We start from the raw sequence: 23,122 nt of genomic DNA on the forward strand, positions 1-23,122 counted from the left end.
CTACACTAACTTTTCCCTATTTGTGACCATTCTATCTCTTATTATTTACCCCACCTGATGGCAATTGCTCCCCACGTTAAGCCGCCGCCGAATCCCACCATTACAATGAGGTCATCATCTTTAATTTTACCCGCCTCTAATTCTTCCACAAGTGAAATCGGAATCGATGCAGAAGATGTATTACCATATTTATTAACTGTTTTCGACATCTTTTCTATTGGCAGCTCTAATCTTTGCCTTGATGCTTCCATGATGCGAATATTGGCTTGATGAGGAATGAGAAAATCGACATCCTCTTTCGTTAAACCTGCCTTCTCAAGAACATGGATACAGCTCTCGCCCATTTGACGAACAGCGAACTTGAAAACCTCACGTCCATTCATAATGATAAATTCATCCTGGTATAGGTGTTTCGCACCCGTGCCGTCTGCACCTAGTTCAAAAGAAAGGATGCCCCGGTTTTCTGAAACTTGGCCGATAACTGCGGCCCCGGCACCGTCCCCGAATAATACGGCGGTATTACGGTCATTCCAGTCGGTAATTTTTGATAGCTTTTCAACACCTACTACAAGCACATATTTATACTCACTAGACTCAATAAATTGTTTTGCTGTGATGATTCCATACATAAATCCAGCACATGCCGCACTTACATCCATCGCTGCTGCTTTTTTTGCACCTAATCTTTCTTGAATTCTGCAGGCAACGGATGGAAACGGTGAATCCGGTGTAACCGTCGCAACCAAAATTAAATCAATCTCTTCAGCAGTAATTCCTGCATCTTGAATCGCTTTTTGAGCGGCAGCAAACGCCATGTCTGATGTATTAACATCGTCAGTTGCGATTCTCCGTTCTTCGATTCCTGTTCTGGTACGAATCCATTCATCAGAGGTATCCATTATTTTTTCTAAATCATGATTGGTGACAACTTTTTCCGGTAAATACCTGCCAATCCCGACAATACCAGCTCTCACAAGTCCCAACTCCTTTTAAATGTCTTACTTTCTTCTTTATCATAAGGATTAATATCAATTATTATGACTTGGTACTAATTTTAACAAATAAAACCTGTTTTAAGCAACTGTTTCTTCCTATTATACTCCGCTAATGTACATTCCCTTTATTCGTTTAGACATATTCTAATTCAAGAGGTACTTTCAGGAAGGAGGCAGCTAGGAATGGAAGATATTGAGCAGAAGGGGCAGAAGGGGCAAGATTTGAATGACTTAGAAAGGCAAGTGGAATCCCAAGAGCATATAGTGCAAGATCGGTTCACTAATTTAATGTTTGGTCCTCGGAGAGAACCACATCAAAACCACCATCAGCCACATCAAGAACCTATTCAGAATCAATCCACCATTGATTATGGGGAGCTAATGATGAATATCGATAACCTAATGGAATCTGTACGGGGATTAAAGCCATTGTTTTTAAAGGTTTACCCGTTTATCGAACAATTTTGGAAAAAGAAATAAGCTGCCCGATATGGCAGCTTATTTCTTTTCCTTTTCACTTAGGGCATCTTCCCTGCCAAGGTCATAGGCTTCTTGCATTACATTTGTAAACAAATTCATAAATGGCTGAATTAGCTCCATCGATAATTCGACCCCAGCTTGATCTAATTGCTCTTTAGCTTCTGGTAAGTATTTCATCGCAATCTGCATAAATTGTAAGGTCTTATCTTGGTTTATCATATGTACTCCTTAATAAAATTTATTTAGGCAGTTTTCCCGTTTCCTTATATTTATCAATTTTCCTATTCATTTCTCCAATAAAATCTTTAGATACTAATGGACTAAAATTACCAAGGGAAATAACATTGTCTTGAAAATCAAAAGAAAGATTACCTGATTTTAGCTTTCCATCGTTGTATTGTTCAGCAACCTTTTCATATAGTGTGTCAACCTGCTGTATGGTGCTGGTTAATACTGTTGATTCACCTAGGTCAGACTGGTCTGAGACATAGCCGATCACATAGGAGCCTTGACCTTTAACCTCCTCAATAACTGGAACATTAAAGCCATCCCCAGCCGGGTAAACCACATCGACACCGTTTTCCAACATTTGATTGGCTAATTGAATCGCCTTTTTCTCATCATCCCAATTTCCCACATATTCTATACTTACATGAGTTTGTTTATTTTCAGCCAATGCACCTTGATAAAAACCTTCAATTTCCGGCTGCCATTCATATGCAGCTAAAACACCCACTTTATTGGTTTTAGACATATGAGCAGCAACCATGCCGCCAAAAAAGCCCATCGCATGTGCTTTAAAGTTAAGGCTGGTTGTGTTAGGATTTTTTGCATCACCGTTAAAACTAACAAAATGAATCTCAGGATAGTCTTTAGAAATATTGTTAAAGTATTCCGCATACTCCGAACCATGTCCAAAGATGAGATTGACCCCTTTTTGCGCAAATTCCTTCACAGCCCTTTCAACAACGGCCTGTGAATTCATTCCTTCTTTATAAAATACATCCACATTAAATTTGGACTGTATTTTTAACATTCCCTTATAGCCCTTTGTTCCCCATACTTGGTCATTGACTGTTTCAGGAACTAACAAGCCAACCTTTTGTAATTTTCCTGTTGTCTTTGTTTCCCCGCAAGCCCCAAGTAGAAGAAGACATAAAAGAATGATTCCGAGACGGTTAAACATTCCAGACACTCCTTTATACGGCAGCCACTTCCATCACATGTTTCTATGATTATATATCGAATATTGAACCTAAAAGCAAAGAAAACGCCTATTTTCCTTTTATTCTAACCTTTGAACAAGTAAATGAAAAGACAAATTTCCTGCACATCTTCTTTCCTTCGACCGAGTTTGCCATATTTAAAAATTGACTTACAAACCATTTTGAAACAAACGCTGGACATGTTCAATTTGTGCGTCGATAGAATCCGCAATTGGTGTTACCTTTTTCACGGAAACCAGGCCAATTTGCTTATCCATTTGCAATGATTGATCGCGATTGTCAAGTGCGATGTTCTCATTTAATTGAAGATAAGCAGCACACTCGGCCCAATAATTCTTCCTCCCGCTTTCCAGAATGGAATCCCTATGATTACCGGTTTCAATCGTTTCAATAATAGTTTCAATGGCATCATCAACGAAAAGGACATCCCCTGTCCATTCTCTTTCGTCCTTTATGATGTCTGTCTTCAAAAATGTAGAAAGAATGGCTTGTTGAAACAGAAAAGACGGTGGCTGCCATTGGCCATACACCGCTGGTAAATAAAACATCTGAATGTTCTTCCTAAATCCCCTTACCTGTTCAATAAAAGCTTCGATTGTCTTTTCTTGCTTTGACCTGAGCATTTGAATTGGAAGAATGAATACTATATCCGGATTATTTTTATTTTCCTCGATAAATTGAATGATTGGTCTTATAATCTGTTCATTTTGTAAAATGATTTCTTTATTTTCCATGTATAAATCGTACAAAGAAAATATTAATGTTGTTTGTGTCGTGTCTTCTTTTCGTTTCTTTTCCCACTCAGTTAAAGAGCGTTCGCTAAAGTTTGCATTCCTTCCCACTTCAAGTCGTTTTTCCTCGAGAAATGGGCTTTTATCTAATTTATCAATTTGTACACCTACCACCTCTACACCTTGATTTAGCAGGGTTTTGCAAAAATGAAAACTAACAAAATTGTAGATTCCAAGAATTACGGCCTTGTCCATTAAAATTTCCTCCCCAAACGTGCCTTAATGAATCCTATGCAATTCGCTGAGGAATTATTTCTTTTGGGGAGTATCCAAACTTAAAGTACTGATTCATGACTGTTCAAAAATTTGATGAATATTTTTCCGAGCTGTGGCTTTTTTTCTGGAAGGATATAAGTAGGATTGATTTCTGGAGACTTGATGATTTGCTGATATAATTTTGATTGTGTATATGATTTTCCGCCGGATAGGACATGAATAATTTTAACTGGACTGTCGAACTCGAGATGAACAAAATCTTCCATGCTAAAAATAGTACTTTCGATCCCTGTCTGATCCATGTTATGTGCTGCTGTTAATTCCCTCACTAATTTTTTATAAAAGAATTTGTGTTCCTTCTCCTGTTCAAGATGATGCTTTAAGGAAAGAATAGGGTTCAGTAGGATGACCGATCTGATACTCCCTTTCATTTTCTCCATTAACCTGACTGCGACGAGCGCCCCCATACCTTCGGCCAATATGTGAATTTTATTGTTTAGGATTTCGCTCCGTATTACATGCTGATATAACCTTTGAGCAAGCTCAATAGCACTTTCGCTCCCCCAGTTTCGCCCATAAAGATTTGAGGAAAAAATGGTGTACCCAGCATCTTTTAGTTCGTTGATAATGGCAAGCTTTCCTTCGTTTTGTGTCCAAAAACATTTACTCTCGTCCACAAAATGCCTTTCATCTCCGATGATCAAGATCCCAAATCCTGTAGGCTTTTCCGGGTAATGAACAATATTCCATTGGGTATCCATCTGAAAATTGCGATTTTCCATCGATAAATCTCCTTTTACATATTTCCTCAAAATATTGTATGCCATTTCACAAAAGATGAAAGGGAGTTTGCCCATTTTTCTGATTTTACTCGAAAAGTATAAGCAGAAAATGATTTTATCTATATTTTTTTAAAATCGTATGGTACTATTAAAATTGATGAAAAATAGGTAAGAGGTGAAAAAATAGTGCGATTCTTTTGGACTTTTTTCTGGTCTTTTCTTTTAGTGCAAATGCTTACATATGTCGTTAGTTCCATGACCCCAGGTGCAGAATTTGAATTTATGCCAGGTGTTATTGTTTCTCTTGGAGTAACCGTATTAATTTTCATTGCTGCTGCTGTGATTCCTAATGAACCTGTTGAAAAACATTAATAATGGGTAAAAAAGGTCTTCCGTTTTAATGGATGACCTTTTTGATTGTTTACTGCAGCTTCAAAGCCACTTCTCCATCTTCTACCATGATTTTTACATTTGACTTCTCATGTACCCGGCCAGCTATTATTTCACGTGCAAGCTTTGTTTCAATATTTCGTTGGATAAATCGTTTTAGTGGTCTTGCCCCATAAATTGGATCAAATCCATTTACGGCAATAAATTCTTTCGCATCCTCACTAATCAAAATATTTATTTGCTGTTGTCTTAACCTGTTTTGCAGTTCCTTCATCATTTTAACAACAATATTTTTTATTTCTCCTAATGATAACGGTTTAAATAGGATCGTCTCATCAATACGATTTAAAAATTCCGGGCGGAAATGGGCCTTTAATTGGCTCATTACTATTTCTCTTGTGGCATCCGAAATCTCAATTTCATTTTCACTTCGTTCTAGTAAGAAGTGTGAGCCGATATTGGATGTCATAATAATAACCGTGTTTTTAAAGTCCACTACCCGGCCCTGTGAATCCGTGATTCGCCCATCATCAAGTGCTTGTAAGAGAATATTAAACACTTCAGGATGAGCCTTTTCGATCTCATCCATTAAAATTACCGAATAAGGTCTTCTCCTAACAGCTTCCGTCAACTGCCCGCCTTCTTCATAACCAACATATCCTGGAGGCGCACCGATTAGGCGTGATACCGCATGCTTTTCCATATATTCCGACATATCAATCCGAATAATTTGTTCTTCACTGTCAAATAAGGACTCTGCCAACGCCTTTGCCAGCTCTGTTTTCCCTACACCCGTCGGCCCTAAAAATAAAAATGATCCGATTGGCCGGTTTGGATCCTTTATGCCGGCACGTGCCCGAAGGACCGCATCTGCCACAAGGTTAACGGCTTCATTTTGACCAATGACTCTTTCATGCAAGATCGATTCCAATTTCAACAGTTTTTCTCTTTCACCTTCAACAAGTTTAGAGAGCGGAATACCTGTCCATCTCGAGACAATATTCGAAATTTCTTCCCCTGTGACTTCTTCCCGTAGCAGCCGCTCATCCTTTGCAGCTCCATTCTCTAATTCTTTAAGTTCTTTTTCTACTAATGGAATTTGTCCGTGCCTGAGTTCTGCCGCCCGGTTTAAATCATATTTATCTTCTGCCTGCTGTAGCTCACGGCGAAGCTTTTCAAGCTGCTCTCTTTTTTCCTGTACTTTCTGTATGCTTTGCTTCTCTTGAAGCCATTTTGCCCTCATCGCATTGGCTTGTTCTTTTAAATCGGCAAGTTCCTTCAAAAGTACTTCAAGTCTTAATTTGCTGCCTTCATCACTCTCTTTTCTTAAGGCTGCCTTTTCAATTTCCAGCTGCATTACCCTGCGTGTCACTTCATCAAGTTCTGTTGGCATAGAATCAATTTCAGTGCGAATCAAGGCACATGCTTCATCTACCAAATCAATTGCTTTATCAGGCAAAAATCGGTCAGTTATATAGCGATCTGATAAAGTAGCTGCTGCCACTAGCGCATGATCATGAATTTTTACGCCATGGTGCACTTCAAATCGTTCCTTTAACCCTCTTAATATCGAGATCGTGTCTTCAACATTCGGTTCTTGAACAAGTACTTGTTGAAATCTCCGTTCAAGTGCCGGGTCTTTTTCGATATATTTCCTATGCTCATCGAGTGTGGTTGCTCCAATGCAATGAAGTTCCCCGCGTGCAAGCATCGGCTTTAGCATATTACCTGCATCCATCGCACCTTCGGTTTTTCCTGCTCCAACGATGGTATGAATTTCATCAATGAACAGCAAAATTTGACCTTCGCTTTTTTTAATTTCGTTTAAAACAGCCTTCAGTCTTTCTTCAAATTCACCTCTAAATTTTGCTCCGGCGATTAGGGAACTCATGTCCAGCGAAAAAATCGTTTTATCCTTTAATCCTTCCGGAACATCCTTTCTGACAATCCTTTGTGCCAATCCTTCAACAATAGCTGTTTTCCCTACCCCTGGTTCGCCTATTAATACAGGATTGTTTTTTGTCTTTCTTGATAAAATCCGAATCACATTGCGAATTTCTGTGTCCCTGCCAATAACCGGATCCATTTTACCCGCTTTCACTTCGGCAACGAGGTCTCTGCCGTACTTTTTAAGAGCATCATAACCTGCTTCCGGATTTTGTGATGTCACTCTTTGGTTCCCCCTTATTTCTTTTATTGCTTTTAAAATAGTTTCTGGAGTTCGCCCAAATGCATGGATTATTTTTTTCATTTCTGAATCACTATCATAGGAAGCAGCCAATAGAAAATGCTCAACCGAGATATACTCATCAGCAAATTTTGAAGCAAACTCCTCCGCACTAACCAATAATTTTTGCAGTTTTGCTGTAATATACAGTTTCCCCTGTTCAACCCCGCTTCCGGTAACCTGAGGTTTTTTAGCCAATGATTCAATGAAGCTTTGCCTGACCTTCTCAGACGACAAACCAGCTTTTTCGATAATAGCGGCAATAAGGCTATCGTCTTGATCCATGAGCGTTAAAAATAGATGAGATTCATCAATTTCTTGATGATTTTCTTTAATCGCTAAGGTCTGTGCATCCATTATGCCTTTTTGTAATCGCTCCGTCATTCGGTTTAAGTCCATGGTTCTCACTCCTTTTTGACCATTATTGACCTATTTGTTTTTATTATAAAACATTTCATAAATAGAAGTAAAATTTTGAACAGGGAAAAAGTCATCCCCTTTGGATGACTTTTCATTTTTTTATATTATGGTTTCCGTTGGTAGGTCCAAACTCTGTTATGATTCGATGTCTCCGGAAATGGATCCCCGGCTTTAAGCTTTATTTGTTTAGGATGGAGCACATTATCGCCGGTTTCTCCAATTTCTATATACACACCATTATTCGGAGCCTTTTTTCCTGATTTAAACTGATGATTTTGTCCCACAATTTTCCCTCCTTATTTACTACATTTTTTATTATTTCCTTTTCTGGTTTGTCCATTATAGGAATTTCTTTCAAATTCCATCAAAGCCCGACAATATTTCCTAAGAAATATGTCATAGGCAATTTAAGTTTTTGACGATTGTATGAACATATTCTACATTTATTGCTAAATATTCCTTATTAACAATATAATGATAGTAATATCTTGCAAATCCAACCTTGACTGGCATTTATTTTTTAAAAATTAATTCGGACCTTTAAAGGTGGTTAGTCGTATGCAGTCAGTAAAAGAAATACCCGTTACATTGTCCCATCTTTTTGATACGGTTCAATATATGAAAAAGATTGAAAAAGGTACTTTTCTATTTCAAGAAGGATCGCGAGCGGATGAATTATATATTGTGCAAAGCGGGATTCTTCAAATTAGTAAAATTATTCCTGATGGAAGAGAACTTACTCTAAGAATGTGCTCCAAAGGAGACTTTGTTGGTGAATTAAATTTATTCTCCCCTTCTCCAAGATATTTATTAAGTGCACGTGTCGTTGAGAGTGGTGAAGTTGCAGTGATTATGAAGGAAGTGCTGGAAGAAAAATTATCACAAAATCTCCCACTTTCCTTTGAATTTATTAAATGGATGAGTCTGCAATATCGTAAAACGCAAACCAAGTTTCGTGATTTAGTTCTTCATGGGAAAAAGGGTGCCTTGTATTCAACTCTTATTCGAATAAGTAATAGTTATGGGATTAAAACAAATAAAGGAATTTTGATTGAATTACCATTAACAAATCAAGAGCTGGCAAATTTCTGCGGCACCTCTCGTGAAGTTGTCAATCGACTACTTAGTGATTTACGAAAAGCTGGGATTATTTCAATCGATAAAGGGTCGATAACCATTCATGACTTAGATTATTTAAAACGTGAAATCGATTGCGAGGATTGTCCGATTGAAATTTGTAAAGTTGACTAGGAGAAAAGCGGAAGCGCCTTGCACAGGGGCGACAGGCATAAGACGAGCAGGCGAGAAGGTTGCTCTTTAACCTTCTTGACTGATTGGCTTATGACCCCGAGCCCCTAGGCGCTGATGTTGGCCAATTCTCGAAGTGGAATTTTATCTCTCAAAAAAAATCGGTCATTTCGACCGATTTTTTTATTTTAGTAAATATATTTGAATGACAATGATAATGAAAAAAATGGCTGAATTGATAATTTCGTAAATCCCAATTTGTTTTGGGGATAACTTTTTCCCATAAAAGATGATTGCTCGAAGTAAACTTGGGATAAAAGCAAGCGCAGCAATCCAATAACCACATACGAACCAACCTACAACTAACAGTAAATGGTATGACCAAGAAATCCATTTGAATTTCGTATTTTTCTTTTCCCTAATCATTGATTTAACATAGAAAGTACAACCTAAAAAGAATAGCACAGATGTTAAAAAGGTGAAAATAATCGCCTCAAACGTGACCACACCTTGCCCTAAATAACTGCTTGCCAAACCGGCAATCGAAAAAGCGAAAATAGCACTCATATCATTCATAAAAGCACGATCTTGATTTTTTGAGGTATAGTAGGCATTTATAGTAAAAAACGGAATCATAAGAAGACCAAAGAAAACGATAGATAGCATTTCCAAAAGTGGTATCAATAATAGCAATAACGCCGGCACCATATAAATAAGCGTCCACTTTGTATAAAAAGGGATCTTTTTCTTTTTAAATAAAAGGAGCATCGGATATGTTGCCAAGTACAATAGAAGCCAGCCAATAAAAAATGGGATCTGCTGCCACAAAAATCCTCCATCCATCACACCCAGCCAAAAAGGGATGATCAGCATTGCCCAAGCACCATGTTGTTTCGGTAAAAATAAATTCATCTCTTTCACTCCTTATTCCTACTTACCCCTACTATAAAATAGCCATTCGGAAAAATAAGTGAAGAGCATCACATAATAATGTAAAAAAGAAGGCTTTCGCCTTCTTTCAAAACACTAAGTTATTATATGAACAAACATCATAGCCCCTAAGTTGTATAGTAGCGGGTTTGATTCATTGTCGCAGTGATAAATGTAACAGATTTGACAAATTTATTAATTTTTTTCATCCATATTATGAACAAGTTTCTTAATCAATTGAACTGTCCAGTTTATCACTGCCTCGTCATAAATAAGGAAGGCAGGCACATCGAGTTTGGCAGAAATAAGATCTATCATCTCTTCCTTCCAGTACACCACGGCTTGAACATTATTCACTAAATCTAATAAAGGTAAATCCCGGTTGTCCCTTACCAATAAAAGCTTTGGATAATTTTCCGACTTATGGCCTTCAACTAAAATGACGTCGGAATGAAAAAATTTCATCAATTCTATTTGTTGTTCAAGACTAAATTCACACTTTTCTGCTTGAAGAATCAACCTGCCATTTCCCTCAACAAGGGATGCAATCGCACCTGCTGACAGGTGTATTGTTGAATCCTTTTGCTCCACAACATCCGGCTTTCCGCCATGTCCGTGATGCTTGATGGTCACCGTTTTTAACCCCTGGGTAGAAAGTGTTTCAATTAGTTTGGAAGTCAAAGTTGTTTTTCCACTATTTTGATACCCAACCACTTGAAAAATGATTGGTTTTACCACGGCCACTCACTGCCGGTCTGATCTTCAAGCAAAAGCACTTCCACCTCGCTGCCAGCTGTAAAGCCCCTTGTTCCGCCTGGAAGAATCATTAAAGAATTCGCACCTGCAAGGCTCATAATAATGTTTGATTTGTCTAAACCGCTTGGGGTTGCTTTAAGCCTGCCGTCCTCAATAAACGCGGAGCTGCGAACAAATCTTGTAAATGGATTCGCTTTTGGGAAATCAGCCTGGAGCAATGCCATTTCTTTCCTTAAATGCACTTTTTCCGAAAACAACATTTTCCGAATAATTGGACGGGCAAACAATTCAAAGCCAACATAACATGCTGACGGATTTCCGGAAAGGCCAAACAGGATTTTCCCTTTATATTCGGCAACTGTTGTCACGCTTCCAGGGCGCATCGCCACCTTATTAAAAAGAACCTCTGCACCCAGCTTGTCATAAATGGCGGGAAGGTAATCAAAGTCGCCAACGGATACACCGCCTGTTGTGATTAATAAATCAACTTCATTTAACACATTATTTACGGCTTCAAAGCATGTATCAAATTCATCGGGCAGTTTTCCGAAATATTTAACATTACCACCGGCTCTTTCAATTTGAGCAGCAATCATATGGGAATTGCTGTTGCGAATTTTTCCTGGAACTAATGCTTCTTCCACCTCTAAAAGCTCAGTGCCAGTCGCAAATAAACCAACAAGCGGCTTTTTAGCCACAGGTACATCCTTATAGCCAAAAGTTGCAAGCATGGCCTGGATACCTGGATTAATCAATGTCCCTTTTTTTACTAAGACTTCACCTTTTTTTGCGTCTTCCCCTGTGAAGGAAACATTATCACCTTTATTAAAGCTTCGTTTAATCGACATATACGGGGTTCCATTTTTTTCGTTGTCTTGTGCAACTTCAAACATGACGACCGCATCGGTTCCCTCCGGCATCATCGCCCCTGTCATAATTCGAACAGCTTGATTTTGGCCAACAACCTTTGTTGAAACCATTCCAGCACCAAGATGGTCAATCACTTCAAATTCAACCGGATTGGCTTGCGATGCCTCATGTGTATCAATTGATCTGATAGCAAAGCCGTCATATGGTGCCCGATCGAAATGTGGTACATCACTTGTGGCAATTAAATCCTCTGATAAAAAACGGCCAAAGCTTTCATTTATTGAAACATATTCCGTTACACCCTGTAATTGAAATTCCATTATTTTTTGAACTGCATCCCCTATTGGAATCGGTTTTCTTCTTTCTAACAAACTTCCTCAACTCCTGCCTAATACTGGTTATATTTCAACTATGTATTAAATTTAAACAGCTAATATTCATTATAAGCCTATTAAAAACTTGCTAACATATCAAATGTCACAAAATGAAGGAAAATATTTAAAATCATAGTGAATGTGTGATGCAGGTCACCTAAATAATATTCATTATCAATTATGCTTAAGTCAGAAATAAATAACCTTTACAAACTCAAGGAGGATTTTAATTATGACTTTCACCATTACTGAAAATTCATTAGTTAAAGATATTGTAAACGAATTACCGAAGACAAGTGATGTTTTCAAAAAGAACCGCATTGATTTCTGCTGTGGCGGAAACATTCTTTTATCACAAGCAGTTGTTCAAAATGGGCTTAATATGGATTCTCTTTTAGGAGAATTAAAGGTCGTTTTTGAAAAATACGAAAACGCTGAGAAAGATGTAGAGGTTTGGACTGAATCTGACTCAAACACAATCATTGATCATGTCATTTCAAATTATCATCGTGTATCTGAAGAAGAATTAAAGATGCTCAGCCCATATGTAACAAAGGTATCACGTGTTCATGGTAACAACCACCCAGAACTATTAAAAGTAAATGAATTGTTTTATGAATTCAAAAAAGAATTAATTGAGCATATGGAAAAAGAAGAAGCAATTTTATTCCCATTAATTAAGCAGCTTGCAGATGGAACAGTCGAAAATCGAGAAGAAGCCATCAATATGATTGTTGAGCTTGAAAAAGAACATGATCATGCCGGCGAGATCTTAAGACAAATCCGTGAAGTAACTTCTGACTTTGAACTTCCATTGGATGCCTGCGGTACGTACCGTTTAGTCTATGCCCGCTTGGAAGCATTAGAAGGCTTGACCTTCATGCATGTACATTTAGAAAATAACATTTTATTCCCAAGATATATTGCGTAATGAGCAACAGCCCGCTTACCATAAGCGGGCTGTTTTTGTAAAAAAGCGCTCTTCCTTACGAAGAGAGCTTGCATTTTATCCACCTATATACGACATTTCAATTTTTTTGCGATTTTTATTGGTTTCTGCTGTTCTTTCGTCTGAATATCTGTCATCTCTTCCATTCCAAATAGCGGTAACCCGCTCAGCTATTTGCTCATCGGTTGCCCCATTTCTCATGAAATTCCGAATATCATGGCCATTACCATTAAATAAACAGGTGAAAATCTGGCCATTTGCAGATAGGCGTGAACGTGTACAGCTTGAACAGAATGATTCAGAAACGGAAGTAATAAACCCGACGTTTACGTCAGCATCTTTATACCGATAAAGCTTTGCTACTTCTCCATAATATGCTGGATCAACTGGCTCCAGCTCAAAATGCTCTTTTAATAAATAATAAATCTGTTTTTTGGTCACAACATCATCCATCTTCCAACCGTTTGTTGCGCCAACATCCATGAACTCGATATATCGAAGCTCTAGACTATGATTTTTGCAGTATTCTGCCATTGGAATAATCTCTGAATCATTTAGACCTTTTTTTACAACCATGTTGATTTTGACCCCAAGACCGGCCTGTTTAGCTGCTTCGATCCCCTCTAATACAGGGCCAGTACCAACACCGCGTCCATTAATTTGTCCAAACAATTCATCGTTTAAGGTATCAAGACTGACATTCACCCTTTTGAGACCTGCCGCTTTTAACTCACCAGCCAATTTCGGCAGCAAGACGCCATTTGTTGTTAGGCCGATATCACTTAAGCCCTCAATAGCAGAAAGTTTTTTGACAAGAATCGGCATATCCTTGCGAAGCAGCGGTTCTCCGCCAGTTAAGCGGATTTTTTCTACACCTAAACGAACAAATATTTTTCCGAGACGTTCAATTTCTTCATACGTCAGCAAGGCGCTTCGAGGAAGAAATTCAAAATCCGGACCGAATTGGTCAGCAGGCATACAGTATTGGCAACGAAAATTACAACGGTCTATAACAGAAATTCTTAAGTCACGTAAAGGTCTATTTAATTTATCTTTAATAATGGTTTTTTCCATTTATATCAACTCCATTATTTTCAAAAAAGTTCTTATTGTTAGTGTATCAGGATTTACCCAAAAATACTGTTACTTTATTCACTATTAAAATACTTTTTAATATAGTTCTAATCTTAACAGATGTTTGCACATGAAATAACGATTGTTTTTGGAAAATATTATCCATTTTAAAATACAATGGTTGAATCCTATTTTTCAGCTGAAGTTTTCACTATATTGTCATTGTTTACCTCATTTTTTTGACTAGTCTTGCGATAAAATGATACTAATGAATCCTAACATAAAGGAAATTGACTGGTTTAAAAAATGATTTAGAGGTGAATCAGATGATGACTACAATGAAGCCAACACATTCGATTGAGATAAAAGAATTACTTAAATTTGCTGATCGGAAGTTTAAAAGTGAACGAGGAAGCTACCTTTTTCAAGAAGGAATGGTAGCAGAGGAGCTTTTCATTATTATTTCTGGTAAAATTCAAATTAGTAAAATTACGTCAGACGGCCGTGAGCTTTCGCTCCGAATATGCGGTGCCAATGATATTTGTGGTGAATTAACGCTTTTTACTGACAATCCAAGGTATTTATTAAGTGCAAAGGTTCTTGAAGAAGGGGAAATTGCTGCGATCAAAAAAGATGTAATCGAAAGTGAAATTTTCCAAAATAGTAAGCTTGCCTTTGAGTTCATGAAATGGATGAGTGATCATTTTCGAAAAACGCAAACAAAATTTCGCGACCTTGTCTTAAATGGGAAACGCGGCGCCTTATTTTCAACGCTTATTCGGATGTCCAACAGCTATGGAATCCCAAAGGACAATGAAATCTTAATTGACTTGCCATTAACCAATCAAGAATTGGCAAACTTCTGCGGTACCTCTCGAGAAAGTACAAACCGAATCCTTAGTGAGTTAAAACGGGATAAAATTATTCAAATTAAAAAAGGGAAGATAACAATCCTAGATTTGCAATATTTAAAAGATGAAATTGGCTGTGAAAATTGCTCAACTGTTTACTGTAATATAGAATAAGACGAATTCCACGTCTTTTTTTCACAAGGCTGTCTCACCATCGTGAGGCAGCCTTGTTTTTTATACTTACTAATTATTTCTGTTCCTGCTTCTCTCTTAATGCTTTTGGAATGTAGACGCAGAATGGCTCGCTTTCAAGGTAGTCACCTGTCATGGCATATGCCCTTGACCTTGAACCGCCGCAAACATAGCGAAACTCACAGACACCGCATTTACCCTTAAATCCGTCTGGATTTCTTAACGCCTTAAAGATTGGAGATTCACGGTAAATTTCTGCTAATGGTGTTTCGCGAACATTCCCAGCCTTAACAGGTAATAATCCGCTTGGATAAACATCACCAATATGCGAAATAAACACAAAACCATTACCATCATTCACACCTTTAGGTGCACGCCCAAGCCCGTCGATGGAGCCGGTTAGGCCTTTTTCAGTTAAGGCAGATAAATAGTCGATTTCATCTGTCTGCGCCTTTGCTTCACGCATTTTTTGCTGAATAACTACACGGCGGTGATGCATTGCTTCTGTCGTTTTAATATCAAATGATACCCGTTTACTAAGATCATACAGCCAGCGTAAGACCTTTTCATGTTCAACAGGTGAAATCATATCTGAAACTTGACCTCTTCCAGTAGGAACAAGGAAGAAGACGCTCCAAAGCACACAATTTAATTCCTCCACCATTTTTGCCATTTCATCAAGGTATTCAACATTATACCTGGAAATAACGGTATTAATCTGTATCGGAATTTCAAGCTCATGCAAATATTTTATCCGTTCCATTGTCAAATCAAAAGAACCTGCAGTTCCCCGGAAGTGGTCATGAATTTCGGCAGTAGGTCCGTCAATACTAAATGCCCAGCGAGAAAGACCGACCTCTTTTGCTTTTTCAATCGCTTCTTTTGTTACATTCGGGGTCGCACTCGGTGTCATCGATACCCGTACTCCCATTTCCACAGCATATTTAGCGATATCAAAGATATCTTCCCTCATCAAAGGGTCGCCGCCTGTAAAGACAAGGATTGGGTTATTCATATCATATATTTGATCGATAAGATTTTTTCCTTCTTCGAATGATAGCTCGCGTGGATCTCGTGTGTATTGTGCATCTGCACGACAATGCAGACATTTTAATTGGCAAGCACGTGTCAGCTCCCAAATAACGATAAATGGATCTTTATTAAAATCTCGGTGAAAAGACAAATGAAACGCCTCCTAAACGGCCATTTCAAACTCAAACAGCCTTAATACTGTGTATTATAAAGGTGTTTATGTTTGAAAAAAGTGAACTATCTCACAACCTTGAGATTATATATGTCCGTTTTGTGAAGTATGTAGAATCAAAAAAAACAGCAGATCTTCTGCTGTTTTAGGAAATCGTTAAAACTTCATATTTTGCTGCCAGGTCAATGAAGTCGCCCATTCCGCTAATTTTTCCAACTGCCAATTTTTCTGTCACTTCATAATGATCAGCACATGTTTTACACGCTAAAATCTCGACACCTTTTGCTTCCAATTCCTTCAAATGCACCGAAACAAATGATTCTTCGGTCATCGTTAACACACCACTGTTCATACAAAAAACAGCTGCAGGAAGTTCTTCTTTTTGCTTTAAAATCGTAAAAAATGTTTCAAGGATATTCTCACCAAGAATTTGGTCACCCCTGCCAAGCTGGTTCGAGCTAACTAAAATCACTTTGTTTTTCATTTGTTTTTTAACTCCTTAGCGAATGCCTAAAGCAATTTTTGCATAGCGTGACATCATCTCTTTGTTCCAAGGCGGATTCCAAACAATATTTACATCCGTTTCTTTTATTTCAGGAATATCTGCCAGCGATCTTTTCACTTGGTCAACAATTGTTCCTGCAAGCGGACAACCCATTGAAGTTAAAGTCATTGTGATTGAGACTTTTCCCTCATCATCCATTTCAACATTATAAACTAAGCCTAAATTGACAATGTCTACACCTAACTCAGGGTCAATAACTAGTTCTAATGCCCCCATAATATTTTCTTTTAATTCTTCATTCATATGGATTCACTCCTTAATATATTTTTATTTACTTCATGGAAGGTTTTTATTACAATTTCCAAAAAGCGATTAATTAAATCTACTTCCAAAAGTATATAGTCTTTTAATGGCCTTTGGTGTGAATTTTTTTACAGTTTAGATATAAAATTGTTAACATAGGGAGTATAGAGATAAAAAGTTTCTATTCGTTTGAAAAAGTTATCTTAAATCTAGTTTATCATGTAAACAAATTTTTTCCTAAATCATTGCTTTCATTTAATGAAATTCAAAATTAGAAGGAGTTCATATGGCAGAGAGACATTTAATCGCATTAGATTTAGATGGAACATTGTTAAAAGATGATAAAACAATTTCCCCTAAAAATAAGGAAATAATCCAAAAAGCAAGAGCGGAAGGCCACATTGTCATGATTGCAACCGGAAGACCTTATCGTTCCAGTGAAATGTATTATCACGAATTGGAGCTAGACACACCAATTGTTAATTTTAACGGCGCATTCATGCATCACCCACGCAACAATAACTGGGGATTTTATCATGAGCCGCTTGATATCAAGGTAGCAAAAGACATTGTCGAGGCATGCAGAAGTTTTCATTTTCATAATATTATCGCCGAAGTGATAGACGATGTTTATTTTCATTATCACGATGAAAAGCTATTAGATATTTTTAGCTTTGGCAATCCAAAAATCACCACAGGTGATCTACAAAATTTTCTAAACGATTCACCTACAAGCATGCTGATCCACACAGAGGAAGATCAGCTTAAACAGATTCGTGACCATCTATCTGAGGTGCATGCTGAAGTGATTGAGCAACGAAGCTGGGCAGCCCCATGGCATGTTATCGAAATTATTAAGGTTGGTTTAAACAAGGCTGTTGGCTTAAAAAAGGCGGCTGATTACTTTGGGATACCAGCTGAAAGGATAGTTGCATTTGGCGATGAGGATAATGATTTGGAAATGCTTGAATATGCCGGACATGGGATTGCAATGGGGAATGCCATTGATCAAGTAAAAAATATCGCCAATGATGTGACCCTTAGTAATGAAGAAGACGGAGTAGGTCAATATTTGGCGGATTTGTTAAATATAAAATAATAACGTGTTTTCACCATTGTTTACCTAATTGAACCTATCCCATTTGGAGCATACTATTTTTGAGGCAGCGTTGCTGTTTCAATATGAGCTTTGAGCATATTGGAGGGATTCGAATGGGTAAATCAAACAAATCAAAACGCTTTGTCCAGCAAGGAAAGGATACTGTCAACAAACATGCCGAACGTATTCCTTACCACATGACCTACGCTGAAGCAGAAGCTCAGAAGATGGCCAATGTGCATGAATCCTCGCTCGGAGGAATATAAAATGGGTAACCAATTATTCCAGGAAGCACGAAGATTTGTGGAGATGGCGAAATTCGCTAACCCAAATGACCTTGATTCTGCAGTCGCAAAAGCAAAAAATGCCCTAAGTTCTGCATTCGCAAACTCGACTGTAGCAGAGCAAGCCCAGCTCCAACAAATGCAACAAGAGCTTGAACAGATCCAATAGCGGGAAAAGCGGAAGCACCTTGTTGTGGCGCTTCCGCTTTTCTTTTATTCTCGCCGAAAAAAACCATATACTGCCGTTGTTTGAACGATGTTAGTAAAGGCGTGGGGATCCACTTCCCTTATTATTTTCTCCAAATCATAAAGTTCATAGCGGGTGATTACAATCATCATCATATCTTTTGTTTCATTGGAAAATGCCCCTTTAGCGGGAATCATCGTGATTCCTCTTACCAGTGAAGCATGAATGGCTTTTTTAAGTTCTTCCGCATTTTTGGTAATAATCATCGCTGTTAGTTTTGCGTGCCTTGTATGTATCGCATCAATTACTCTTGTCGAGGCATACAAAACAACAAGGGTGTAAAGGGCTTTCTCCCACCCATATAAATACCCAGCGGTCATTACTATAATCGCGTTTAAGGCAAACATATAGGGCCCAACGGGTTTATCCTTCATCCTTGATAATACCATAGCGATGATATCGACACCGCCAGTGGAAGCTCCCCATTTTAAGGTAATTCCAACCCCAACAGCTTGAATGACACCACCGAATACTGCATTAAGTAAAATATCTTGTGAAAATTTGTGGATTGGAATTATTGTGAGAAATAATGAGGAAAGGACAACACTTATAAAACTATATATCGTAAATGACTTTCCAACCTTCCTCCATCCAAGAATGGCTACAGGAATATTTAGCACAAGTAATAAAAAACCCATAGAAACCTGTATTGGTGTATAATCACTTATGACCTTCGAAAGTAATTGCGCAATTCCTGTAAAACCGCTGGAGTAAACATTAGCAGGGATGAGAAATAAATTCATGGCAAGCGCATTTAATAACGCGCCTACTATTACAATAAATAATTTTTTCGATTGCAGCCAAATCACTGGTATGTCCCCCTTTTAAATCTCAAATTAGGTAATTGTATTTTTTAATCTAAACCGATAAACTGAAACTAACAATATAAGTTGTGAAAGCAGGTGAGCTTCATGCCGGTAAAAATACTCGCTGACAGCGCATGCGATTTACCTAAAAGTTTTTATGAAGAAAATCATGTTACATTGTTTCCATTAAAGGTTGAAATTAATGAACAGGAATTTGAAGATGTAAAAACCATTGATCCAAAAACTGTCTATGATGCCATCCGCAGTGGGATTGTTCCGAAAACATCTCAAGTATCTCCTCTTTTGTTTCAGGAAGTCTTTACAGAAATGGCGGAAAAGAATGAAGATGGAATCTACATTGCCTTTTCTTCTGAGTTATCCGGTACATATTCAACCGCTGTTATGATTCTTGACCAAGTGAAGGAAAAATATCCAAACTTTCAATTAACGATTGTCGATACGAAATGTGCTTCGCTTGGATTTGGCCTTATCGTTCAAGAAGCAGCAAGTCTCGCTTCAGTTAATACTTCAAAAGAAAAGATTTTAGAAGATGTACTATTTAGAAGCCAACATATGGAGCATATTTTTACTGTCGAGGATTTAGATTATTTGGCAAAAGGCGGCAGGGTTTCTAAAGCTTCCGCGTTTTTGGGTGGATTATTAAATATTAAGCCAATCTTAAATATGGAAAACGGCAAACTTGTTCCGATTGAGAAAATCAGAGGAAAAAAGAAAGTATTCCGTAGGTTAATTGAAATCATGAATGAACGAGGGGCAAATTTGCAGGAGCAAGTCATTGGAATCAGTCATGCAGATAATGAAGAAACAGCAATGGAAGTTAAAGCAATGATGGAGGAAGAGTTTCATCCTAAAGCAGTTTATATCTCTGAGATTGGCTCAGCCATTGGGGCCCATACAGGTGCGGGCACTATTTCCATTTTCTTTTTAAAGAAGCTGCCATCATAATATTAATAAAAATGAGTGAGGTGTCACCTCACTCATTTTTTTATAAGATAAGAAAGAATTTCGACTTTGAGAATTGTCCAGCTCTAGCGCCCTTCCGCTTTTCTTATTTATGATCCGTTTTTTTAGAGTATTGGTTTTTACCTGCCTGACGATTTTTTTCACGCATCATATTCTTTTCGTGGTGAAGAGCATTATTGTCTTTTGCTTTTTTATCGTTATCAGAAGTGTGCGGCATTTTCGTACCCCTTTCAAAATTCTTGCAACAATCTTATTGTCTGTCATCAAGAATAAGAGTATGTAAAAATCGATTAATCTTTTTTTACATATGTCCAGCTGCCTTCTTGGTATGCTTTGCCCTCTTTCATTAACTTTCCAAGGGCACGCTTAAATGCCCCTTTGCTTAAGCCAAATCGTTCTTGAATATCTTCCGGCGTGCTTTTATCATTATACGGCATCGCACCATTTCTACTCATTAAATATTCATAAATTTTTTCTGAATCCAAGTCTTGTGATTCCTCTTTTCTTGCTAGCATGGAAACGTTAATGGTTCCATCTTCCTTGACGTCAATAATCCGCCCTTCTACCTTTTCACCTAAACGAGGCTCTTTTGGCCGCTGTGATTCATGAATAAACCCTTTAAAGCCTTCAATTGTATAGACCCAGCTTCCGACTTTTGCTGTTCGGTAAATATGTCCTTGTACATTTTTGTTAAAATCTTTTCTTGTTGCTTCGGTGGATATGGATTGAATGATCTGATCACTTGCCAGCTTTGCATAAATCAGATGATTGCGATTTACCCTTAAAGTAACATAGACTAAATCCCCTACATTCGGCCAGACTGATTGATGTGCAGGAAGATCATCGGCACCTAATAAAATATCTTTAGGCAAACCTATATTTAAAAATACACCGATTTTCGGATTAGTGTCTGTCACCTTTACCCAGGCGTAGCTGCCCACCGATATTTCTGGAATCGTCATCGAAGCGGAGATTCTTCCTTGTGAATCCACAAATAAAAAGACTTCAACTTCGTCCCCTTCCGCTAATTCTTGATGTGCTTGGTTACTATGCAATAAAACATCTTCATTTCCATCTGATAAAAAATAGCCAAAGTCCGCTTTCCGCTCAACAGTTAGCGTGGTTGCTTGACCTATTAGTTCGTTGAGTGTCATATATAACTCCCCTTTTCTTTTTTCGGAGATTTTTCCTGTAGGTTGTTTAGACTGATATATTTTACTATAATGTACCCATAAAGGGAAACTTTTGCAGAGGCTAATGTTTCTATTACATTTAAAATGGAGGTTAAGATGATGTCTAAAGACAGCTCATTTGATATTGTATCCAAAGTTGAATTTACCGAAGTCACAAATGCCATTACAGCAACAATGAAAGAGATCGGTACCCGTTACGACTTTAAGGGCAGCAAAAGTGAAGTATCGCTTGATAAGGAAGAGCTGGTCCTCATTTCTGACGACGAATATAAAATGGATCAATTAAAGGATGTATTGTTTAGTAAATTAATTAAACGAGGTGTTCCTGTAAAGAATCTTGATTACGGGAAAATCGAAAGGGCTTCAGGAGGCACCGTGCGTCAAAGAGCCAAAATTGCTCAAGGAATCGATAAAGAAAATGCCAAAAAGATAAATACGATTATTAAAAATAGCGGTGTAAAAGTTAAAAGCCAAGTACAGGACGATCAAGTTCGGGTCAGCGGTAAAAACCGAGATGATTTGCAAAAAATCATCGCTTTGGTACGTGAAGCTGACCTTAGCATCGATGTCCAATTCATCAATTACCGGTAAGGATAAGGGCGTAAGGAGTTAAATCCTTTTGCCTTTTTTATTTTTTTCATAAATTAGCTCATTTATCTAAAACTAACACATGAATAAAGTTACGGAGGTTTTAGAAATGAGCAGTAATCAAAATCAACAAAAGCAGACATTCCCGCCGCAGCATCAAAACCATCAGCCTGGAATAGAAAGTGAAATGAATCCTCTTCCGATTTTTGTTGATCCCAATTATAAAGCTGGAGGTAAATTAACCGGTAAAACAGCCATTATTACTGGAGGAGATAGCGGAATTGGAAAATCTGTTGCGGTTTATTTTGCTAAAGAGGGCGCGGATGTCGCAGTGGTTTATCTGGAAGAACACCAGGATGCCGAGGAAACAAAGCAGCTCATCGAAGCAGAAGGACGCAGCTGTCTCCTGTTTGCAGGCGATATTGGCAATGAGGATTTTTGTAAGGAGATCGTTAATAAAACAATCGATCAATTTAGTAAACTTGATATTCTTGTAAACAATGCAGCGGAGCAGCATCCACAACAAAGCCTGCTAAATATTACATCCGCACAGCTGGAAAAGACATTTCGCACCAATATTTTTTCTTTCTTTTATATGACCAAAATGGCTCTGCCTTATTTAAAGAAAGGGGCATCGATTATTAACACTGCCTCGATTACGGCCTATGAGGGGAATGAACAATTACTTGATTACTCTGCATCAAAAGGAGCAATTGTCTCCTTTACCCGGTCGTTAGCAAAATCACTCGCACAACAGGAGATCCGCGTAAATGGTGTAGCCCCGGGACCCATCTGGACACCGCTGATCCCATCGACATTTACCGAAGATAAGGTCGCGACATTTGGATCAACTACCCCAATGGGGCGGGCCGGACAACCTTATGAGCTTGCACCTGCCTATGTATTCCTAGCCTGCGATGACTCTACCTATGTCAGCGGGCAAATGATTCACGTAAATGGCGGGACGATTGTGAATGGATAAGAAAAGCGCAAGCGCCCTGGTCAGCGGCGTATGGCCTGGAGCACTCCAACTGAGATAAAGTAAACACGAAGAGCCGGAGGCGATTCGATGTTGACTTATCGTAGGGCGGAGAGCGAAGGACACTAGCCGCTAGGGCGCTGGAGCTGGACAATTCTC

28 protein-coding genes are annotated in these 23,122 nt (G+C 38.2%); 11 read left to right on the forward strand and 17 right to left on the reverse strand.

Annotated elements, in window-relative coordinates:
• Positions 1-41: 41 nt before the first annotated feature.
• A complete protein-coding gene (locus ACIQXV_RS25000) occupies positions 42-974 on the reverse strand; it encodes a beta-ketoacyl-ACP synthase III (RefSeq protein ID WP_402963534.1) in 933 nt (310 codons plus the stop codon).
• Between the two features lie 204 nt (positions 975-1,178).
• Here ACIQXV_RS25000 and ACIQXV_RS25005 point away from each other — a divergent pair, with 204 nt between their 5' ends.
• Positions 1,179-1,475, forward strand: a complete 297-nt coding sequence (locus ACIQXV_RS25005) for a hypothetical protein (RefSeq protein ID WP_402963537.1) — start codon at positions 1,179-1,181, stop codon at positions 1,473-1,475.
• Between the two features lie 18 nt (positions 1,476-1,493).
• On the opposite strand, the gene ACIQXV_RS25010 is transcribed toward ACIQXV_RS25005, so the two are convergent.
• The 4 genes from ACIQXV_RS25010 to ACIQXV_RS25025 all read right to left on the reverse strand — a co-directional run bounded on the left by ACIQXV_RS25010 (position 1,494) and on the right by ACIQXV_RS25025 (position 4,490).
• Positions 1,494-1,694: a ComZ family protein gene (locus ACIQXV_RS25010; protein ID WP_402963540.1), complete on the reverse strand. Its 201-nt coding sequence runs from the start codon at positions 1,692-1,694 to the stop codon at positions 1,494-1,496.
• Between the two features lie 19 nt (positions 1,695-1,713).
• Entirely contained in the window at positions 1,714-2,661 is a 948-nt protein-coding gene (locus ACIQXV_RS25015; protein WP_402963543.1) for a BMP family ABC transporter substrate-binding protein, read from the reverse strand.
• 189 nt (positions 2,662-2,850) lie between these two features.
• The gene (locus ACIQXV_RS25020; protein ID WP_402963546.1) at positions 2,851-3,687 is read right to left on the reverse strand and encodes a hypothetical protein; all 837 of its coding nucleotides are present in this window, start codon (positions 3,685-3,687) and stop codon (positions 2,851-2,853) included.
• A gap of 80 nt (positions 3,688-3,767) precedes the next feature.
• On the reverse strand, positions 3,768-4,490 hold the full coding sequence (locus tag ACIQXV_RS25025; protein ID WP_402963549.1) for an alpha/beta fold hydrolase: 723 nt from the start codon (positions 4,488-4,490) through the stop codon (positions 3,768-3,770).
• Positions 4,491-4,676: 186 nt separating this feature from the next.
• On the opposite strand from ACIQXV_RS25025, the gene ACIQXV_RS25030 reads away from it, so the two are divergent.
• Entirely contained in the window at positions 4,677-4,862 is a 186-nt protein-coding gene (locus tag ACIQXV_RS25030) for a YjzD family protein (protein ID WP_402963552.1), read from the forward strand.
• A gap of 49 nt (positions 4,863-4,911) precedes the next feature.
• Here ACIQXV_RS25030 and clpB read toward each other — a convergent pair whose 3' ends face one another.
• Together clpB and ACIQXV_RS25040 are read right to left on the reverse strand one after the other, a co-directional pair.
• Complete coding sequence (gene clpB / locus ACIQXV_RS25035) at positions 4,912-7,506, reverse strand: ATP-dependent chaperone ClpB (RefSeq protein WP_402963555.1); 2,595 nt, start codon at positions 7,504-7,506, stop codon at positions 4,912-4,914.
• Between the two features lie 125 nt (positions 7,507-7,631).
• Positions 7,632-7,811, reverse strand: coding sequence for a YjzC family protein (locus tag ACIQXV_RS25040; protein ID WP_402963558.1), 180 nt, complete (start codon positions 7,809-7,811; stop codon positions 7,632-7,634).
• Positions 7,812-8,085: 274 nt separating this feature from the next.
• Between ACIQXV_RS25040 and ACIQXV_RS25045 the strand changes: the two genes are divergently transcribed.
• Positions 8,086-8,778, forward strand: a complete 693-nt coding sequence (locus ACIQXV_RS25045; RefSeq protein WP_402963561.1) for a Crp/Fnr family transcriptional regulator — start codon at positions 8,086-8,088, stop codon at positions 8,776-8,778.
• A 180-nt stretch (positions 8,779-8,958) separates the two neighbouring features.
• On the opposite strand, the gene ACIQXV_RS25050 is transcribed toward ACIQXV_RS25045, so the two are convergent.
• The 3 genes from ACIQXV_RS25050 to ACIQXV_RS25060 form a co-directional block, all read right to left on the reverse strand.
• The gene (locus tag ACIQXV_RS25050; RefSeq protein WP_402963563.1) at positions 8,959-9,687 is read right to left on the reverse strand and encodes a YwiC-like family protein; all 729 of its coding nucleotides are present in this window, start codon (positions 9,685-9,687) and stop codon (positions 8,959-8,961) included.
• A 213-nt stretch (positions 9,688-9,900) separates the two neighbouring features.
• Positions 9,901-10,443 carry a molybdopterin-guanine dinucleotide biosynthesis protein B gene (mobB, locus tag ACIQXV_RS25055; protein WP_402963565.1) on the reverse strand — a complete coding sequence of 181 codons (543 nt, stop codon included), beginning with the start codon at positions 10,441-10,443 and terminating at the stop codon, positions 9,901-9,903.
• The gene (locus ACIQXV_RS25060; protein WP_402963568.1) at positions 10,437-11,702 is read right to left on the reverse strand and encodes a molybdopterin molybdotransferase MoeA; all 1,266 of its coding nucleotides are present in this window, start codon (positions 11,700-11,702) and stop codon (positions 10,437-10,439) included. Before ACIQXV_RS25060 ends, mobB begins: the two co-directional genes overlap by 7 nt.
• Positions 11,703-11,937: 235 nt before the next feature.
• On the opposite strand from ACIQXV_RS25060, the gene ric reads away from it, so the two are divergent.
• Positions 11,938-12,636, forward strand: a complete 699-nt coding sequence (ric, locus tag ACIQXV_RS25065; protein WP_402963571.1) for an iron-sulfur cluster repair di-iron protein — start codon at positions 11,938-11,940, stop codon at positions 12,634-12,636.
• 75 nt (positions 12,637-12,711) lie between these two features.
• Here ric and moaA read toward each other — a convergent pair whose 3' ends face one another.
• Entirely contained in the window at positions 12,712-13,728 is a 1,017-nt protein-coding gene (gene moaA, locus ACIQXV_RS25070; protein WP_402963574.1) for a GTP 3',8-cyclase MoaA, read from the reverse strand.
• Positions 13,729-14,054: 326 nt separating this feature from the next.
• On the opposite strand from moaA, the gene ACIQXV_RS25075 reads away from it, so the two are divergent.
• On the forward strand, positions 14,055-14,753 hold the full coding sequence (locus tag ACIQXV_RS25075) for a Crp/Fnr family transcriptional regulator (protein ID WP_402963577.1): 699 nt from the start codon (positions 14,055-14,057) through the stop codon (positions 14,751-14,753).
• A gap of 73 nt (positions 14,754-14,826) precedes the next feature.
• On the opposite strand, the gene ACIQXV_RS25080 is transcribed toward ACIQXV_RS25075, so the two are convergent.
• The 3 genes from ACIQXV_RS25080 to ACIQXV_RS25090 form a co-directional block, all read right to left on the reverse strand.
• A complete protein-coding gene (locus ACIQXV_RS25080) occupies positions 14,827-15,954 on the reverse strand; it encodes a TIGR04053 family radical SAM/SPASM domain-containing protein (RefSeq protein ID WP_402963580.1) in 1,128 nt (375 codons plus the stop codon).
• A gap of 166 nt (positions 15,955-16,120) precedes the next feature.
• A complete protein-coding gene (locus ACIQXV_RS25085) occupies positions 16,121-16,459 on the reverse strand; it encodes a DsrE family protein (protein ID WP_402963583.1) in 339 nt (112 codons plus the stop codon).
• A gap of 15 nt (positions 16,460-16,474) precedes the next feature.
• Positions 16,475-16,783: a metal-sulfur cluster assembly factor gene (locus ACIQXV_RS25090; protein ID WP_402963586.1), complete on the reverse strand. Its 309-nt coding sequence runs from the start codon at positions 16,781-16,783 to the stop codon at positions 16,475-16,477.
• Positions 16,784-17,069: 286 nt separating this feature from the next.
• Between ACIQXV_RS25090 and ACIQXV_RS25095 the strand changes: the two genes are divergently transcribed.
• The 3 genes from ACIQXV_RS25095 to ACIQXV_RS25105 all read left to right on the forward strand — a co-directional run bounded on the left by ACIQXV_RS25095 (position 17,070) and on the right by ACIQXV_RS25105 (position 18,335).
• Entirely contained in the window at positions 17,070-17,882 is an 813-nt protein-coding gene (locus tag ACIQXV_RS25095) for a Cof-type HAD-IIB family hydrolase (RefSeq protein WP_402963589.1), read from the forward strand.
• A 113-nt stretch (positions 17,883-17,995) separates the two neighbouring features.
• Entirely contained in the window at positions 17,996-18,148 is a 153-nt protein-coding gene (locus tag ACIQXV_RS25100; protein ID WP_169802772.1) for a hypothetical protein, read from the forward strand.
• 1 nt (position 18,149) lies between these two features.
• The gene (locus tag ACIQXV_RS25105; RefSeq protein ID WP_402963592.1) at positions 18,150-18,335 is read left to right on the forward strand and encodes a DUF3813 domain-containing protein; all 186 of its coding nucleotides are present in this window, start codon (positions 18,150-18,152) and stop codon (positions 18,333-18,335) included.
• Between the two features lie 44 nt (positions 18,336-18,379).
• Here ACIQXV_RS25105 and ACIQXV_RS25110 read toward each other — a convergent pair whose 3' ends face one another.
• Positions 18,380-19,222 (reverse strand): YitT family protein, encoded by an 843-nt coding sequence (locus ACIQXV_RS25110; RefSeq protein ID WP_402963595.1) that lies wholly within the window; start codon positions 19,220-19,222, stop codon positions 18,380-18,382.
• Positions 19,223-19,324: 102 nt separating this feature from the next.
• Here ACIQXV_RS25110 and ACIQXV_RS25115 point away from each other — a divergent pair, with 102 nt between their 5' ends.
• Positions 19,325-20,185 (forward strand): DegV family protein, encoded by an 861-nt coding sequence (locus ACIQXV_RS25115; protein ID WP_402963598.1) that lies wholly within the window; start codon positions 19,325-19,327, stop codon positions 20,183-20,185.
• A 103-nt stretch (positions 20,186-20,288) separates the two neighbouring features.
• On the opposite strand, the gene ACIQXV_RS25120 is transcribed toward ACIQXV_RS25115, so the two are convergent.
• Positions 20,289-20,420, reverse strand: coding sequence for a DUF3941 domain-containing protein (locus ACIQXV_RS25120; RefSeq protein WP_007087076.1), 132 nt, complete (start codon positions 20,418-20,420; stop codon positions 20,289-20,291).
• Between the two features lie 73 nt (positions 20,421-20,493).
• Entirely contained in the window at positions 20,494-21,357 is an 864-nt protein-coding gene (locus ACIQXV_RS25125; RefSeq protein ID WP_402963602.1) for a CvfB family protein, read from the reverse strand.
• A gap of 138 nt (positions 21,358-21,495) precedes the next feature.
• Here ACIQXV_RS25125 and ACIQXV_RS25130 point away from each other — a divergent pair, with 138 nt between their 5' ends.
• Together ACIQXV_RS25130 and ACIQXV_RS25135 are read left to right on the forward strand one after the other, a co-directional pair.
• A complete protein-coding gene (locus ACIQXV_RS25130) occupies positions 21,496-21,987 on the forward strand; it encodes a YajQ family cyclic di-GMP-binding protein (protein ID WP_402963624.1) in 492 nt (163 codons plus the stop codon).
• Positions 21,988-22,093: 106 nt separating this feature from the next.
• On the forward strand, positions 22,094-22,966 hold the full coding sequence (locus ACIQXV_RS25135; RefSeq protein ID WP_402963605.1) for an SDR family oxidoreductase: 873 nt from the start codon (positions 22,094-22,096) through the stop codon (positions 22,964-22,966).
• Positions 22,967-23,122 lie beyond the last annotated feature (156 nt).

It is taken from the genome of Neobacillus sp. NPDC097160, from assembly GCF_044762155.1.
GTDB lineage: Bacteria > Bacillota > Bacilli > Bacillales > Cytobacillaceae > Neobacillus.